General features: G+C 52.3%; 17 protein-coding genes. 11 read left to right on the top strand and 6 right to left on the bottom strand.

Translation table 11 applies throughout. The annotated features are described in order from the left end of the window. The first annotated feature begins 177 nt into the window (after positions 1–177). Positions 178–414, top strand: coding sequence for a YecH family metal-binding protein (locus O1724_RS14210; RefSeq protein WP_003859673.1), 237 nt, complete (start codon positions 178–180; stop codon positions 412–414). Between the two features lie 36 nt (positions 415–450). On the opposite strand, the gene ftnA is transcribed toward O1724_RS14210, so the two are convergent. Together ftnA and yecR are read right to left on the bottom strand one after the other, a co-directional pair. Then, positions 451–948, bottom strand: a complete 498-nt coding sequence (gene ftnA, locus O1724_RS14205) for a non-heme ferritin (protein ID WP_003859676.1) — start codon at positions 946–948, stop codon at positions 451–453. A gap of 200 nt (positions 949–1,148) precedes the next feature. Further along, positions 1,149–1,487: a YecR family lipoprotein gene (yecR, locus tag O1724_RS14200; RefSeq protein ID WP_045329919.1), complete on the bottom strand. Its 339-nt coding sequence runs from the start codon at positions 1,485–1,487 to the stop codon at positions 1,149–1,151. 245 nt (positions 1,488–1,732) lie between these two features. Here yecR and O1724_RS14195 point away from each other — a divergent pair, with 245 nt between their 5' ends. After that, on the top strand, positions 1,733–2,371 hold the full coding sequence (locus O1724_RS14195) for an RpiB/LacA/LacB family sugar-phosphate isomerase (RefSeq protein ID WP_003859680.1): 639 nt from the start codon (positions 1,733–1,735) through the stop codon (positions 2,369–2,371). 43 nt (positions 2,372–2,414) lie between these two features. Here O1724_RS14195 and O1724_RS14190 read toward each other — a convergent pair whose 3' ends face one another. Beyond that, entirely contained in the window at positions 2,415–3,833 is a 1,419-nt protein-coding gene (locus tag O1724_RS14190) for an MFS transporter (RefSeq protein WP_479983887.1), read from the bottom strand. A gap of 214 nt (positions 3,834–4,047) precedes the next feature. On the opposite strand from O1724_RS14190, the gene azuC reads away from it, so the two are divergent. Both azuC and O1724_RS14180 read left to right on the top strand, forming a co-directional pair. Next, the gene (gene azuC / locus O1724_RS14185) at positions 4,048–4,131 is read left to right on the top strand and encodes a stress response protein AzuC (protein ID WP_003859682.1); all 84 of its coding nucleotides are present in this window, start codon (positions 4,048–4,050) and stop codon (positions 4,129–4,131) included. A 106-nt stretch (positions 4,132–4,237) separates the two neighbouring features. After that, positions 4,238–4,489, top strand: a complete 252-nt coding sequence (locus O1724_RS14180; RefSeq protein WP_003859683.1) for a DUF2766 family protein — start codon at positions 4,238–4,240, stop codon at positions 4,487–4,489. Positions 4,490–4,569: 80 nt separating this feature from the next. Here O1724_RS14180 and O1724_RS14175 read toward each other — a convergent pair whose 3' ends face one another. Further along, complete coding sequence (locus O1724_RS14175; RefSeq protein ID WP_023324892.1) at positions 4,570–5,913, bottom strand: anaerobic C4-dicarboxylate transporter; 1,344 nt, start codon at positions 5,911–5,913, stop codon at positions 4,570–4,572. A gap of 141 nt (positions 5,914–6,054) precedes the next feature. Further along, positions 6,055–6,558 (bottom strand): non-heme ferritin-like protein, encoded by a 504-nt coding sequence (locus O1724_RS14170; RefSeq protein ID WP_032609548.1) that lies wholly within the window; start codon positions 6,556–6,558, stop codon positions 6,055–6,057. A gap of 502 nt (positions 6,559–7,060) precedes the next feature. On the opposite strand from O1724_RS14170, the gene O1724_RS14165 reads away from it, so the two are divergent. The 6 genes from O1724_RS14165 to otsA all read left to right on the top strand — a co-directional run bounded on the left by O1724_RS14165 (position 7,061) and on the right by otsA (position 13,861). Beyond that, complete coding sequence (locus O1724_RS14165; protein WP_023314363.1) at positions 7,061–7,618, top strand: DJ-1/PfpI family protein; 558 nt, start codon at positions 7,061–7,063, stop codon at positions 7,616–7,618. Between the two features lie 316 nt (positions 7,619–7,934). Continuing rightward, positions 7,935–8,924, top strand: coding sequence for an arabinose ABC transporter substrate-binding protein AraF (gene araF, locus O1724_RS14160; protein ID WP_003859687.1), 990 nt, complete (start codon positions 7,935–7,937; stop codon positions 8,922–8,924). Between the two features lie 71 nt (positions 8,925–8,995). Next, the gene (gene araG / locus O1724_RS14155; protein WP_003859688.1) at positions 8,996–10,510 is read left to right on the top strand and encodes an L-arabinose ABC transporter ATP-binding protein AraG; all 1,515 of its coding nucleotides are present in this window, start codon (positions 8,996–8,998) and stop codon (positions 10,508–10,510) included. Positions 10,511–10,524: 14 nt separating this feature from the next. Further along, positions 10,525–11,505, top strand: coding sequence for an arabinose ABC transporter permease AraH (gene araH, locus O1724_RS14150; protein ID WP_003859689.1), 981 nt, complete (start codon positions 10,525–10,527; stop codon positions 11,503–11,505). A 153-nt stretch (positions 11,506–11,658) separates the two neighbouring features. Beyond that, positions 11,659–12,462 (top strand): trehalose-phosphatase, encoded by an 804-nt coding sequence (gene otsB, locus O1724_RS14145; protein ID WP_003859690.1) that lies wholly within the window; start codon positions 11,659–11,661, stop codon positions 12,460–12,462. Continuing rightward, complete coding sequence (gene otsA / locus O1724_RS14140; protein WP_058659455.1) at positions 12,437–13,861, top strand: alpha,alpha-trehalose-phosphate synthase; 1,425 nt, start codon at positions 12,437–12,439, stop codon at positions 13,859–13,861. Before otsB ends, otsA begins: the two co-directional genes overlap by 26 nt. 15 nt (positions 13,862–13,876) lie before the next feature. Here otsA and uspC read toward each other — a convergent pair whose 3' ends face one another. Then, the gene (uspC, locus tag O1724_RS14135; protein ID WP_003859692.1) at positions 13,877–14,305 is read right to left on the bottom strand and encodes a universal stress protein UspC; all 429 of its coding nucleotides are present in this window, start codon (positions 14,303–14,305) and stop codon (positions 13,877–13,879) included. A gap of 796 nt (positions 14,306–15,101) precedes the next feature. Between uspC and flhD the strand changes: the two genes are divergently transcribed. Continuing rightward, the gene (gene flhD, locus O1724_RS14130; protein WP_003859693.1) at positions 15,102–15,452 is read left to right on the top strand and encodes a flagellar transcriptional regulator FlhD; all 351 of its coding nucleotides are present in this window, start codon (positions 15,102–15,104) and stop codon (positions 15,450–15,452) included. Position 15,453: the final 1 nt, after the last annotated feature.

The raw sequence follows: 15,453 nt of genomic DNA, 5'->3' as shown, positions 1-15,453 counted from the left end.
CGCTTCCATACCGCGACTCATTCTGCGGCGCAGAGTAAGGGAAAAGCCCGGTCTCGTCAAATCACCGTTACATAGGGTGTAAAAATTAATTTACAAAAAGAAAAGGGTAACCTGAGCCAGCGCAAAGCGTGCCGTGGAGGGAGCGTTTAGTCTGCTTTTTATTTACGAGAGGTAACCATGTCAATTCACGGACACGACGTGCTGAATATGATGATTGAGTCAGGTGAGAGGTATACTGAGGAGAGTCTGGTTGAGGCGATACATGCCCGCTTTGGCGAAGCGGCGCGTTTCCATACCTGTTCAGCTTCAGAGATGACGGCCGCGGAGCTGGTGGCGTTTCTGGCGGCGCGCGGAAAATTCATTCCGGCAGCAGACGGATTTTCCACTCACGAAAGTAAAATTTGCCGTCATTAAATAAAACGGTGCTGAAAACTCAGCACCGCTTTTCTGTTAATTCTGCGTGTCGAGCGTCGACAGCTCTTTATCAATGAAGTACAGACCTTCCCCGGATTTACCTGCCAGAGATAATTTATCCAGCACGGATTTAAACAGCTTCTCTTCTTCGTGCTGTTCAGCCACATACCACTGAAGAAAATTAAAGGTTGGATAATCCTGGCTGGTCATGGCGGCATGAGCCAGTTCATTAATTTTCTGGGTGATCAGCTGTTCGTGCTCATAGGTGGCGCGGAACAGTTCATCAAGAGAGCCGTATTCGGCAAAAGGGGATGCCACGTTATCAATACGCGGCAGGCTGCCGGTGTCCGTCAGGTAATCAAACAGACGCTGCATGTGCGTCATCTCTTCCTGGGCATGACGACGCAGGAAGGCGGCCGCTCCTTCAAAGCTGTGATAGCTGCACCAGGCGCTCATCTGCTGATAAAGCAGGGAAGAAAAAAGCTCAAGATTCATTTGCGCATTGAGCTTGTCGATCATTTCAGTTTTTAACATGGTGCAGCTCCGGTTTATTAATTCTGGTTCACGATGAGCGACACTATAATTTGTTATTTAATTATTTGCAAAAAGTAAAATAAATATTTCTTTATTAAAAATACGAATGGGAATAAAACGCATTGCCGATATTTATATTTATTAATGAGAATTGTTTTAGTTCTTATTAAATAAACTGCCAGCGTGACTGGCAGTAGCGGTTAATACCACGGATTCTGGCTGGAAGAGGTAACAGCATATCCCTGACATTTATACTGAATGGTCACACTTTCGTTCAGACAGAGTGAACCGCTGATCAGGGTGCAGGTTTTAATTGGCTGCCCGTAGGCTGACGCAGTGGCGTAGCCCATATGTTGACAGGCTTTGGTTGCCGTACCGTTATTAACATACTCATCAGACCAGGCGTTTTGCAGCATGGCCTGGCCATAGTCGAGGCGCACAATTCCGTTTGGGGCATCCGTACTGCTGATTTCTGCCTGACGGTTGATACTGCACCCAGCGAGCAACAGGATCGTTCCGGCTATGATTACACGTTTCATGGTTCACTCTGCGTGACGGGAAATACGCCATTGTAACCAACGCGATATGACGCAATGGCCGGAATAGCCGGAGGATCTGCCCTCTCACTGTGCAACGAGCCGGGCCACCGCGCGAAATTGTGAGCGCATCTTTGTTTTTTAAAACAAGTTTTCACTTAATTTGAAAGTGTGTTTGTTTGATAGTAAGGTTAAGTGGTAAAAGTATCCACAGCGGGATCGCCCGCCATGCATTCAGGAGAGACAAGATGAAAATTGCACTGATGATGGAAAACAGCCAGGCCGCTAAAAATCCCATCATCCTTAATGAGCTGAAAGCCGTTGCTGATGAGAAAGGTTTCCCGGTCTATAACGTCGGTATGAGTGATGAGAACGATCATCATCTCACCTATATTCACCTGGGCATCATGGCGAGCATTCTGCTTAACGCTAAAGCTGTCGATTTTGTTGTCACCGGCTGCGGTACCGGGCAGGGCGCGTTGATGTCCCTGAACATCCATCCGGGTGTGATTTGCGGTTACTGCATCGATCCTGCGGATGCCTTCCTGTTTGCGCAAATCAACAACGGTAACGCGCTTTCTCTGCCTTTTGCGAAGGGCTTCGGCTGGGGGGCAGAACTGAACGTACGCTTTATCTTTGAGAAAGCGTTTACCGGACGCAATGGCGAAGGTTATCCACCAGAGCGTAAAGAGCCGCAGGTGCGTAACGCCGGGATCCTGAACCAGGTGAAAGCGGCGGTGGTGAAAGAAAACTATCTGGATACCCTGCGAGCAATCGATCCTGAGCTGGTTAAAACCGCCGTCTCAGGCCAGCGCTTCCAGCAGTGCTTCTTCGAGAACTGCCAGGACAAAGAGATCGAAGCCTTCGTGCGCGGTATTGTTGGCTGATTCCGTTTTGCCGGGCGATGCGTTGCCTGCCCGGCAGATAGCGTTACTTTTTCGATGAGACCGCGCTGCCTGCATCTTTGGTCAGACGCAGCGTGTCAACCATTCCCACCAGGCAGATTAGTGCGATCGCCACAAATGCCAGCCGGAAGCTCATTCCCGGCATGCCGGCAATCCCCATCGCCTCACTGACTTTTTCCCCGATACGAATACCAATCGCCCCGAGCGTGATCCCAAGCCCCACGGCAAGCTGCGTTGCGGTTGAAAACAGAGTATTGGCATAGCTCATCTGCACCGATGGCACATCCGCAAAAGCCAGCGTACTGATGGCTGTAAACTGAATCGAACGGAAAACGCCGCCCAGATAGAGGATCAGCATGACGAGCCACGCGGGCGTCTGCGGCGTCAGAAACGCGCAGGCCAGCAACGCCAGGACATTCAACGCACCGTTAATCAGCAACAGCCGCTTAAACCCCAGGCTGCGGATAAGCGGCGTCGTCGCCGGTTTAATGGTGAGATTGCCAACGAAAACCGCCAGCACCAGCAGGCCCGAATGGAACGCGTCCATGCCAAAGCCGACCTGGAACATCAGCGGTAACAGGAACGGAACCGCGCTGATGGAGGCGCGAAACAGCGATCCGCCGTACAGGGTGATGCGAAACGTCGGCACCTGCATCGCATCGAGTCTGATCATCGGCCAGGTTGCCCGCTTAAAGTGACGCAGTGCCAGACTTAACGCGACGATACCGACGATAAACAGCGTGGCGGTTAATCCTGTCCGCAGTGGCTCTGCGCCCATCAACTCCATCGCATAAACCAGGCTCACCATGGCAAGGGTGGTGACAACAAAACCCGGTAAATCAAACGGTCGGCGCGTATCTTCATGCAGGTCTGGAATGATGCGCAGTGCCAGCAAAATGGCGATTATCCCCAGCGGCACGTTAATAAAGAAGATCCAGCGCCAGTCGGCATAGCTGGTAATGAACCCACCCAGCGGCGGGCCGATGATCGGCGCGACCAGCGCAGGCCACGTCAGGGTGGCGATTGCCGTGATGAGCTGATGTTTTGGCGTGGTGCGTAGCACGGCCAGGCGACCCACGGGCACCATCAGCGCGCCACCCATGCCCTGAAGGACGCGCATCGCGACGAACTGATCGAGCGTGGTGGACAGGCCGCAAAATACCGAGGCCAGCGTGAAGATTGCCAGCGCGAGGGCAAACACTTTTCGCGCGCCGAAGCGGTCGGCGATCCAGCCGCTGGCGGGGATCAGCACGGCCAGGGTGATCAGGTAGGCGCTGATGCCGATATTCAGATCCACGGCCTGTACACCGAAGCTTTTTGCCATGTCCGGCAGCGCGGTGGCAATCACCGTCCCGTCCAGAAACTCCATAAAGAAAGCACCGGCCACCAGCAGCGCCGCAGGCGATAATCCACGGCTCTCTTTGCCGGATACGTTTTCACTCATTCTCTTCCTGCCCGCTCAAAAAATTTTATAAACATTTACTGGAATTTATAAGCCTGTAACGTGCGGATTTATCATGGCTTTTTTTAACAAACCAGCAGCACTGAGGGTTTAATAACCGTGATGCAGGTCACAAAATGGTTGATTTTTGTGATGGTGGTCATATTATAAGCGTATTGATAATAACACCTGCATAACACGTTACTGGAGCAACATAATGAAACTGCGCAAAATCCTGAAAAGCATGTGGGCAAACTACTGCACAACGTTTAAAGACGTCCCACCGGGTGCGATGTTCTGATAAAAATACCTGCTTCGGCAGGTTTTTTTATGTCTGCGGACGACGAGAGGGAGATGGAAGGGCGTCTGTTTTGCTACTATGGCGGCCTTTGAATAAGGAGAACCCCATGTCACAAAACCTGAGCGCCGATCAGGAACTGGTATCTGACGTCGTCGCCTGTCAGCTGGTTATCAAACAAATCCTTGATGTGATTGACGTTATCGCGCCGGTTGAGGTACGCGAAAAGATGTCGACCCAACTGAAAAATATCGATTTCACCAACCATCCTGCTGCGGCGGACCCGGTTACGCTCCGCGCGATCCAGAAAGCGATTGCGCTGATTGAACTCCGCTTCACACCGCAGGGTGAGTCACACTAAAATAAATCGATGTTTTAAAATTAGAAACCCTTTTCTGCTTTTACGTCGAAGGGCGACAAAGCCTGTCGCCCGCAGAAGGATCAGAAGAACGACTGCACCAGCAGATAGCTCACCACGCAGGCACAGCTGACGCCAATCAGCCCCGGCAGAATAAAGCTGTGGTTGATGATGAATTTACCGATGCGGGTGGTACCGGAGCGATCGAATCCGATACAGGCCAGATCGCTCGGATAGGTCGGCAGCACAAAGTAGCCGTAGGATGCCGGGAAGAAGGCCACCAGCATTTTCGGATCGATACCCAGCATCAACCCCATCGGGGCGACCGCGGTCAAGGCCGCAGCCTGGCTGTTGACCAGTTTTGATACCAGGAACAGCACGATGGCATACGTCCAGGGATGACTCTTCACCACCCCCTCCAGCGCCATTTTTAGCTCGTCGAGATGCGCCTGAAAAAAGGTATCGCTCATCCACGCCACGCCAAACACCGAGAAAATCGCGACCATCCCCGCCTTAAATACCGCCCCGTTTGAAATGGCCGACGCATTCACCTTGCAGGTCATCAGCATGATGGCCCCGGCGATCAGCATCATCATTTGAATGACAAGGTTCATCGACAGGGCCGTCATTTTGCCTTTGATCTCAAACGCCGGACGCAGCTCGGGCAGCGCACCCAGCAGGACCACTACGGCAATTCCGGCGAAGAAGATCCACGTGGACCAGTAGGCCTGTTTCGGGAAACGCTGATCCATCAACGTCTCCGTTCCTCCATAGATAAACTCCCGCTGTTTCGGATCTTTCAGCTTTTCCTGAAATTCAGTATCGTCTGCGAGGTTTTTCCCCCGGCGCAGGCTCCACAGTGCCGCAATGGCGACGCCAGACAGTGAGGCCGGTACGGAAACGGCGAGGATTTCGAGGATCCCCCACGCGTGACCGATGCCGTGCTGCGCACCCAGAATCGAGACCAGCGAAACGACGGCCACGGAAACGGGGGAGGCGGTGATCGCCATCTGAGAGGCCACCGAGGCCACCGCCATCGGCCGTTCCGGGCGAATGCCTTTTTTCAGGGCGATATCCGCGATAATGGGAAACATGGTGTAGACGACGTGACCGGTCCCGCAGAGGAAGGTCAACATCCAGGTGGTAAACGGTGCGAGAAGGGTGATGTGTTGGGGATGTTTACGCAGCAGGCGCTCTGCAAACTGCATCATTACATTAAGGCCACCGGCGGTCTGTAGCGTGGCCGCACAGCCGATGACGGCGAGGATTGTGAGCATCACGTCAACGGGCGGTTTACCGGGTTGCAGACCAAAGACAAAACTTAAAATAAACAGGCCGATACCGCTTATCAGCCCCAGGCCCATCCCGCCGAAGCGGGTGCCTATCAGCAGGCAGAGGATAATGACAATAAACTCAATGGTGATCATGATGCTCCCTCGTCAATGAATGTAATTAAACAAATCATTACACGATGTGTGGTTATTCATTGGGAGCAAGATCTGATTTGTTAAATGTCAGCAAAAGCAGGGAGTTGGTACCCACCCCCTGACGGGAGCGGGTGAAGGGACTTAGTGGTGTTGCACGGTAGCTATGTCGAGAAGATGGCGGTCCGTCTGCTCCAGACAAATCCCCGCACGTTTCGCGTTGCGGATTTCATCTGCGAGCGTCTTTAGCAGCATGCCATCCTGCTGCTGCTCTCTGTCCATATCGCGTAAAAACGTGAGGGTAATGATGTCCCGTTGCGCTTTGGCTTCATCAGCCAGTTTGCTCAGCTTCGCACAGCGTTGCTCATACTCTTCGAGCGTTTTCTGGAACAGTTCTTCCAGAGAAGTGTAATTATCTTCAATCGTTTCAAGCTCTTTGACGGTAGGGTTTGCCCCGACAGCTTTCAAAAAGTTAAAGACACGCATCATGTGCGTGACGTTACTTTGCGCCTGAGTACGAAAGAAGGTGGCAGTGCCGTTGAGGCTTTTTCTGGAACACCACGCGCTCAAATGCAGATGCAGATTTGAAGCATAAAACTCCAGGTTCATCTGGGCATTCAGTTTTTGCATCATCGTTTGGGTAGTCATTCTCATATCCTTATTGACTGTGGGACTTGATGTCCGCTACTTAACCTGACCCGGCAGGTATTGACGATTGAATGGCAGAAATAGATTTCTGCAAGGTAAAAACTCGAAAATTCACTTCCTGTGTTCGATTTAAATAAGCATACGCTTCTCTTCGACTTAAGAAAACTCTTAATTGGGCTGTGTTTACCATAGATTACAAATTTAAATATAGCCCAGAATAGAAAGAAGGTTACGAGATTGGTAATTATATAACATGTTGATTTAAAAGGGTGTAAAATTAATTTTGCTCATTTTTATCGTTTCAGTAAACGTTCTTTGGCGGGAAATTCTGTAAAAGTGATAAATCAGAAATAATATTTGCAAATATATCCTGTCGTATCAAATTTGAGCTAAATCAATTTTCACTCAATATACGGTTCTGTGATCGCGGCGCAAGATTGTGATCTGATAACGCGAGAAAATGAAACGATGTTTTACATTGTTTCATTATTTGAGGTTTATGATGGCTAACGTTGCGGTGCTGCTGGCACCTGGTTTTGAAGAAGCAGAAGCGATTATCACTATTGATATTCTGCGGCGTTTACAGATTGAGGTGGAGACGCTGGCCTGCGCGGAGTCCCGTGCGGTAGTGAGTTACCATAATATCCCCATGGTGGCTGACAGTACGTTAACGGAGCGCATTAATAGGCTGTATGACGCGGTCGTGTTGCCCGGTGGGCCGCAGGGGAGCGTCAATCTTGCTGCTAACCAGGAGGTGATCCGCTTTGTTTCCGCGCATGACGAGCACGGCAAACTTATCTGCCCGATCTGCTCTGCGGCCGCGCGGGTGCTGGGCGGTAACGGGCTACTGAAGGGGCGCCGCTACGTCTGTTCCGGCGATCTGTGGCAGAGCGTTGATGATGGAGTATATGTAGATGCGCCGGTCGTGGAGGATAATAACCTCATCAGCGGCAAGGGGCTGGGGCACGCTTTTGACTTTGCGCTGACGCTCTCTGCTCGTTTGTTGGGTGTCGACGCCCCCGTGCGCGATCATGCTGAACACATCTATTACCGCTGGTAAATTTTCTGCCGGACGCTAAGGCGTCCGGCTTACAGGGATTTCTTAGCTGACCTTATGGATAATCCTGCTTAACTCCTTTCCATTTGTAGGACAATTACGTCCTTTTTTATGTCATTTTTCGCTGAATTTATGTACGCAATTACTGTAATTCTGCGGTGTGATGTCGCTCTCTTATGGATGATTAATTTCCCGCTAAAACTATCTCCAGCAATAACGCTTATAACAAGGTAAGCGCTAATGCCTTGTTTTAAGTCCGATTAAATAAGTTGTTCGCCATTATTCCCTACAGATAAGAATGCTTAAGCTGGAGTTTACCATGCACAAATTTACTAAAGCGCTGGCGGCCATCGGCCTGGCTGCCGTTATGTCACAATCCGCTATCGCTGAAAATTTAAAGCTCGGTTTTCTGGTTAAACAGCCTGAAGAACCGTGGTTCCAGACCGAATGGAAATTTGCTGATAAAGCCGGAAAAGATTTGGGATTTGAGGTAATTAAAATCGCTGTACCTGACGGTGAGAAAACGTTGAACGCCATTGATAGCCTGGCGGCCAGCGGTGCGAAAGGTTTCGTTATCTGTACGCCGGATCCAAAACTGGGGTCAGCGATTGCCGCGAAAGCGCGCGGTTACGACATGAAAGTGATTGCGGTGGACGATCAGTTCGTGAATGCCAAAGGCAAACCGATGGATACCGTTCCGCTGGTAATGATGGCGGCCACTAAAATCGGTGAGCGTCAGGGCCAGGAGCTCTATAAAGAGATGCAAAAACGCGGCTGGGATGTCAAAGAGACCGCCGTGATGGCTATTACCGCAGACGAGCTGGACACCGCCCGTCGTCGTACCACCGGGTCCATGGACGCCCTGAAAGCGGCTGGCTTCCCTGAAAAACAGATCTACAAAGTCCCGACCAAATCCAACGATATTCCGGGCGCCTTTGATGCGGCGAACTCCATGCTCGTCCAGCATCCGGAAGTGAAGCACTGGCTGGTGGTGGGGATGAACGACAACACCGTACTGGGCGGCGTGCGTGCAACGGAAGGCCAGGGTTTTAAAGCACCGGACGTGATCGGGATCGGCATTAACGGTGTTGACGCCGTGAGCGAACTGTCTAAAGCGCAGGCGACCGGCTTCTATGGCTCACTGCTGCCAAGCCCGGATGTCCACGGCTATAAATCCAGCGAAATGCTCTACAACTGGGTGACCAAAGGGGCTGAACCGCCGAAATTCACTGAAGTGACCGATGTGGTGCTGATCACCCGCGATAACTTCAAAGAGGAGCTGGCGAAAAAAGGACTGGGCGGTAAGTAATACGCTGTGATTGCGCCCCTCCCTCACCGTGAGGGGCCAGACGTACACACTACAGGAATCACGGAGTCGTTATGCAACAGTCTGATCCGTATCTCTCTTTCCGCGGCATCGGTAAAACGTTCCCCGGTGTAAACGCGCTGACCGATATCAGCTTCGACTGCTATGCCGGCCAGGTTCACGCCCTGATGGGGGAGAATGGCGCGGGAAAATCCACGCTGCTAAAAATTCTCAGCGGCAACTACACGCCCACCACCGGCACGCTGGCTATTCGCGGCGAAGAGGTGGCCTTTGCCGACACCACGGCAGCGTTAAATGCGGGCGTCGCCATCATCTATCAGGAGCTGCATCTCATTCCTGAAATGACCGTGGCGGAGAACATCTATCTGGGCCAGCTTCCGCATAAAAGCGGCGTGGTCAACCGCTCGCTGCTCAATTATGAAGCGGGCTTGCAGCTCAAGCACCTTGGGCTGGATGTCGATCCGCAAACGCCCCTTAAGTATCTCTCCATCGGCCAGTGGCAGATGGTGGAAATTGCCAAAGCGCTGGCGCGTAACGCCAAAATTATCGCCTTCGATGAGCCAACCAGCTCGCTCTCGGCGCGTGAAATAGAAAATCTCTTTCGCGTGATCCGCGAGCTGCGCAAAGAGGGCCGCATCATTCTGTACGTTTCTCACCGTATGGAAGAGATTTTTGCCTTAAGCGATGCCATCACCGTGTTTAAAGATGGACGCTACGTGCGCACCTTCACCGATATGCAGCAGGTTAATCACGATCAGCTGGTGCAGGCGATGGTCGGACGCGATCTGGGTGACATTTACCACTGGAAACCGCGCGAGTATGGCCCGGAGCGTCTGCGTCTGGATAACGTCAAAGCCCCAGGCGTGCGCACGCCCATTTCACTCTCGGTGCGCAGCGGCGAAATCGTCGGGCTGTTTGGCCTTGTGGGGGCAGGGCGCAGCGAGCTGATGAAAGGGCTGTTTGGCGGGACGCGCATAACCCAGGGCCAGGTTTTCGTCGACGGGAAAAAGGTCGATATTCAGAAGCCTGCGCAGGCGATTAACGCGGGGATTATGCTCTGCCCGGAGGATCGAAAGGCGGAGGGCATTATTCCGGTGCACTCGGTGCGCGACAACATCAACATCTCTGCCCGGCGCAAGTTTATCCGCGCGGGATGTCTGATTAACGACGGCTGGGAGGCGAGCAACGCGGATCACCATATCCGTTCGCTGAACATTAAAACCCCCGGCGCTGAACAGCTGATCATGAACCTGTCCGGCGGTAACCAGCAAAAAGCCATTCTGGGGCGCTGGCTATCGGAAGATATGAAGGTCATTTTGCTGGATGAACCAACGCGCGGTATTGACGTGGGGGCGAAACACGAAATCTATAACGTCATCTATGAACTGGCAAAACGTGGTGTGGCGGTCCTGTTCGCCTCCAGCGATCTGCCCGAGGTGCTGGGCGTCGCCGACCGCATTGTAGTGATGCGTGAAGGCGAAATTGCCGGTGAATTGCTGCATGAACAGGCGAATGAACAACAGGCGTTGAGTCTCGCCATGCCTAAAGTTAGCCAGGCTGTCGCCTGAGTAAGGAGTCAATGATGTCCTCTGTTACTACATCCGGAGCGCCGAAGTCGGCTTTCAGTTTTGGCCGCATCTGGGACCAGTACGGCATGCTGGTGGTCTTTGCTGCCCTCTTCGTCGCCTGCGCGATTTTTGTGCCGAACTTCGCCACGTTCATCAATATGAAGGGGCTGGGGCTGGCTATCTCCATGTCCGGCATGGTGGCCTGCGGAATGCTGTTCTGCCTGGCCTCCGGTGATTTTGACCTGTCGGTCGCCTCGGTGATTGCCTGTGCAGGCGTCACCACTGCCGTGGTGATCAACATGACCGAAAGCCTGTGGATCGGCGTGCTGGCCGGGCTGCTGCTCGGCGTGTTGAGCGGCCTGGTGAACGGGTTTGTCATTGCGCGCCTGAAGATTAACGCCCTGATTACGACGCTGGCGACCATGCAAATCGTGCGCGGTCTGGCCTATATCATCTCCGACGGCAAAGCGGTCGGGATCGAAGACGAGCGTTTCTTCACTCTGGGCTATGCCAACTGGCTGGGGCTGCCTGCGCCAATCTGGCTGACGGTAGGCTGTTTGATCCTGTTCGGTTTCCTGCTCAACCGCACCACCTTTGGCCGAAATACCCTGGCGATTGGCGGCAATGAAGAGGCGGCGCGTCTGGCGGGTGTCCCGGTCGTACGGACCAAGATCATTATCTTCGTGCTTTCCGGGCTGGTATCGGCGGCGGCGGGGATTATTCTGGCGTCGCGCATGACCAGCGGCCAGCCTATGACCTCCATTGGTTATGAGCTGATAGTCATCTCAGCCTGCGTTTTGGGGGGCGTTTCCCTCAAGGGCGGCATCGGAAAAATCTCATATGTGGTGGCGGGGATCTTGATTCTGGGGACCGTAGAGAACGCCATGAACCTGCTCAATATTTCTCCGTTCTCTCAGTACGTCGTACGCGGCCTGATCCTGCTGGCAGCGGTGATCTTCGACCGTTACAAGCAAAAAGCGAAGCGTACCGTCTGATTTATTTTTAGCCACTAACCTGCTCAACTATTAACCATAGTTGACCCCCTGACCGGCCCGCCAGTTTTGTTGACGGGCCGGTTGCTAAATGGCGAGCACCGTCACACTGTCTATACTTACATGGCTGTTTTGTTCACTGTAAGGAGGATTAGGGTGGCTGACTTGTTAACCGCACCGCCTGTACTGCCCGGAAAATTTGCTTTCTTTTTTGACCTCGACGGGACGCTCGCCGGGATTGAACCGCATCCGGATGACGTTGTTGTACCGGACACGGTGTTAGAGAATTTGCAGCAGCTCTCCCGACAGAACGAGGGGGCACTGGCATTGATTTCAGGGCGCTCAATGGCCGAGCTGGACGTGCTCGCCAGTCCTTATCACTTTCCGCTGGCCGGTGTGCACGGAGCGGAGCGCCGCGATATCCATGATCAACTGCATATAGTTTCACTCCCCGACACGCTGATTCAGGCGCTGCATGCGCAACTCTCTTCGGCTCTGGAAATGCTTCCCGGTACGGAACTGGAAGCCAAAGGCATGGCTTTTGCGCTGCACTACCGTCAGGCGCCCCATCATGAGGCGGCGATATTTTCGATAGCAAGAAGCGTGGCCGAAGCCCATCCGGAGCTGGCGTTACAGCCGGGTAAATGTGTGGTCGAGATTAAACCGGCAGGAATTAACAAAGGCGCTGCCATTGCAGCGTTTATGGCGGAAGCGCCGTTCAAAGGGCGTACGCCAGTCTTTTTTGGGGATGACCTGACCGACGAGGCCGGGTTCAGGGTGGTAAACCAGGCCCAGGGCATGTCTGTCAAGGTTGGATCTGGTGAAACCATTGCCGGATGGCGGCTGGATAATGTCGCCAGCGTCTGGCAGTGGATATCTGACGTCGCTAACCAGCAACAACAACAAATAGCGCAAAACAACGGGAGAAATCATTATGGGTCGCTTAGTCGTCGTCTCTAATCGCATCGCACCGCCGGATGATAAAAAAGCCAGTGCCGGTGGCCTGGCGGTCGGGGTATTAGGTGCCCTCAAAGCCGCGGGTGGTCTCTGGTTTGGCTGGAGCGGGGAAATCAGTAACGAAGAGAAACCGCTAAAAAAGGTGTCACGGGGCAATATCACGTGGGCCTCCTTCGCCCTTAGCGAGAAGGACTATGATGAATATTATTCCGAGTTCTCAAACGCCGTGCTGTGGCCAGCGTTTCACTATCGTCTGGATCTGGTGAAATTCCAGCGTGAATCCTATGAAGGCTACATGCGCGTCAACGCGCTGCTGGCAGATAAACTACTGCCGCTGATCGAAGAAGACGATATCTTATGGATCCACGATTATCATCTGCTGCCCTTCGCCAGGGAGTTGCGGAAACGGGGTGTGAATAACCGAATCGGTTTCTTCCTGCATATTCCGTTCCCGACCCCGGAGATCTTTACGGCGCTGCCGCAGCACGAGGAGATCCTGGAGGCGCTGTCAGATTACGACCTGCTCGGTTTCCAGACGGAAAATGACAGGCTGGCCTTCCTCGACAGCGTGTCGGGCAAAACCCGGCTGGTCACTCACGGCGGTAAATCTCATACCGCGTGGGGACGAAATTTCCATACCGAAGTCTACCCGATCGGTATTGAGCCAGACGAAATTGCCGAGCAGGCCTCCGGTCCGCTGCCGCCGAAGCTTGCCCAGCTCAAGGACGAACTCAAGCACGTTAAGAATATCTTTTCGGTTGAACGACTGGATTATTCCAAAGGGTTGCCGGAGCGATTCCTCGCCTATGAAACCCTGCTGGATAAATTCCCGCAGCATCATGGCAAGATCCGCTACACCCAGATAGCGCCGACCTCGCGCGGTGAGGTTCAGGCCTACCAGGATATTCGTCACCAGCTTGAGACCGAAGCAGGGCGCATCAACGGGCGCTATGGCCAGCTCGGCTGGACTCCACTTTTCTATCTGAATCAGCATTTTGAGCGCAAAATCCTGATGAAAGTGTTCCGCTATGCGGACGTCGGGCTGGTCACGCCGCTGCGCGACGGGATGAATCTGGTGGCAAAAGAGTATGTCGCAGCACAAGATCCTGCTGACCCGGGCGTGCTGGTGCTGTCCCAATTTGCCGGTGCGGCAAACGAGTTAACCTCAGCGCTGGTTGTGAACCCTTACGATCGCGATGACGTGGCAAATGCCCTGAATCGCGCGTTAACCATGCCGCTTGCGGAACGCATTTCACGTCATTCGGAAATGATGGAGACCATCGTCAAGAATGATATCAACCGCTGGCAGGCGCGTTTTATTGACGATTTACGCGCGATCCAGCCGCAAAGTCAGGAAGGTGATCTGCAAAAAAAGATCGCGACCTTCCCTAAACTCGCCTGATTTCCTTCGGGGGCATTAATTGCCCCCGAGAGGCACCAGCAGGACATCCACCTGGCTTGACGAAACGATGGATTTTGCCGAGCATGCCGCCCGGGAAAAAAAGCTCTGGTTATGATTTCCGCAAATGACCAAATCAATATTCTGTTTCCGACAAATGTCGAGAATATGTTCACTTAATTCCCCGGTGGCAATCACCGTCTGATGGACAGGATAGTTTGCCCGCTCAACCAGCTCGCGCAGAAATTGCTGCGTTTCTTCCTGAAGAACCTCACGAATATCTTCCAGCATAGGCGCTGCCAGTTGGTTATACATTTCGGGTTCAGCTGCCAGGGTGATCAGACTTATGCGGGCGTTGTTCGGGCGGGCAATGGAAACGGCACGGGCGACGAGTTGATGACTTTCTGGGGAAACCGCAACAGAAACAAGAAGATGGGAGTAACTCATCACACACTCCTTTTATGTCAGAATGACACGTTTCTCAAGCTTTACCGCGAATCTGCCGCTTCTGCAAGAGGTACATGCGACAATAGTGTGAACCTTATCATAATTATTCATTAATTATTCTTATAAGAAGAATAACGAAATGGCGGCGCTAAATGAAAGTAATTAACAACTTAACGTAAATCACACATTTAGCCTTCCGTGCTGTTAAATCGCGTTAACCGATCGTCAACGCAAGCGTGATGCTGACCCCTGGAAGCTCCTGTCTCGAATTGAAAGCTTAACCTGCTGTTTTTACTTAATTAACTCTGGCTGTTCCCTGACGTTCGCGCCCGTTCAGACGCGGAAGGGCAGCGCTTCTCCGACATAGCAATTTTCATACCCGATCCACTCATCCCTCTGCATGAGTATTCGTTCCATAAGAATATAACCAAGCTTCGGTTGCTCAATAAATAGTCAAATTACAAGTCACGCTGATGGATTTATGGGTTACATTCGCGTAAATTATGTGACGAAGGTCACATTTTTTTTAAATTCCAGGGGGGGCTGCATTGTATGTGTCAAAACTGACGAGTAGAGTTTGCGTCAAATTAGGAAAAATCTTAGTTATTTGTAAGAAAAGATAAAATGTGTAACCGACATTTTGGCCATGTTAACCGGTCACGCGCTTTACGACGTACAAACCTAAATTCAACTATGCATTTGGCCTTTTCTTTTTATACCGGGTGATTTCCCGGCGACATCACGGGGTGCGGTCTTTCCGCATAAAAATAATAGTTGGTTATTCGGGATGGGAAAAATGCATACATCCGAGTTGCTAAAACATATTTATGACATCAATTTGTCGTATTTATTGCTCGCGCAGCGTTTGATTAGTCAGGACAAACCGTCAGCGATGTTTCGTCTGGGTGTTAACGAAGAGATGGCAACCATGCTGGGTGGATTAACCCTCCCGCAAATGGTCAAGCTGGCTGAAACCAATCAACTTGTCTGCCAGTTCCGTTTTGATAACCCGCAGACCATTACGCGTCTGACTCAGGAATCTCGCGTGGACGATCTGCAACAAATCCACACCGGTATTCTTCTCTCCACCCGTCTGCTCAACGAAATCAGCCAGCCTGATGACGTAGCCCGGAAGAAAAGGGCTTAAC

This window comes from Enterobacter cloacae complex sp. HYC074_NIDB (assembly GCF_056673345.1).
This window is presented reverse-complemented; position numbering and strand designations above follow the sequence as displayed.

Excerpts from the sequence above, each read along its gene's own strand:
- O1724_RS14210 (WP_003859673.1), top strand. The coding sequence starts at position 178 with ATGTCAATTCACGGACACGACGTGCTGAATATGATGATTGAGTCAGGT.
- ftnA (WP_003859676.1), bottom strand. The coding sequence starts at position 948 with ATGTTAAAAACTGAAATGATCGACAAGCTCAATGCGCAAATGAATCTT.
- yecR (WP_045329919.1), bottom strand. The coding sequence starts at position 1,487 with ATGAAACGTGTAATCATAGCCGGAACGATCCTGTTGCTCGCTGGGTGC.
- O1724_RS14195 (WP_003859680.1), top strand. The coding sequence starts at position 1,733 with ATGAAAATTGCACTGATGATGGAAAACAGCCAGGCCGCTAAAAATCCC.
- O1724_RS14190 (WP_479983887.1), bottom strand. The coding sequence starts at position 3,833 with ATGAGTGAAAACGTATCCGGCAAAGAGAGCCGTGGATTATCGCCTGCG.
- azuC (WP_003859682.1), top strand. The coding sequence starts at position 4,048 with ATGAAACTGCGCAAAATCCTGAAAAGCATGTGGGCAAACTACTGCACA.
- O1724_RS14180 (WP_003859683.1), top strand. The coding sequence starts at position 4,238 with ATGTCACAAAACCTGAGCGCCGATCAGGAACTGGTATCTGACGTCGTC.
- O1724_RS14175 (WP_023324892.1), bottom strand. The coding sequence starts at position 5,913 with ATGATCACCATTGAGTTTATTGTCATTATCCTCTGCCTGCTGATAGGC.
- O1724_RS14170 (WP_032609548.1), bottom strand. The coding sequence starts at position 6,558 with ATGACTACCCAAACGATGATGCAAAAACTGAATGCCCAGATGAACCTG.
- O1724_RS14165 (WP_023314363.1), top strand. The coding sequence starts at position 7,061 with ATGGCTAACGTTGCGGTGCTGCTGGCACCTGGTTTTGAAGAAGCAGAA.
- araF (WP_003859687.1), top strand. The coding sequence starts at position 7,935 with ATGCACAAATTTACTAAAGCGCTGGCGGCCATCGGCCTGGCTGCCGTT.
- araG (WP_003859688.1), top strand. The coding sequence starts at position 8,996 with ATGCAACAGTCTGATCCGTATCTCTCTTTCCGCGGCATCGGTAAAACG.
- araH (WP_003859689.1), top strand. The coding sequence starts at position 10,525 with ATGTCCTCTGTTACTACATCCGGAGCGCCGAAGTCGGCTTTCAGTTTT.
- otsA (WP_058659455.1), top strand. The coding sequence starts at position 12,437 with ATGGGTCGCTTAGTCGTCGTCTCTAATCGCATCGCACCGCCGGATGAT.
- uspC (WP_003859692.1), bottom strand. The coding sequence starts at position 14,305 with ATGAGTTACTCCCATCTTCTTGTTTCTGTTGCGGTTTCCCCAGAAAGT.
- flhD (WP_003859693.1), top strand. The coding sequence starts at position 15,102 with ATGCATACATCCGAGTTGCTAAAACATATTTATGACATCAATTTGTCG.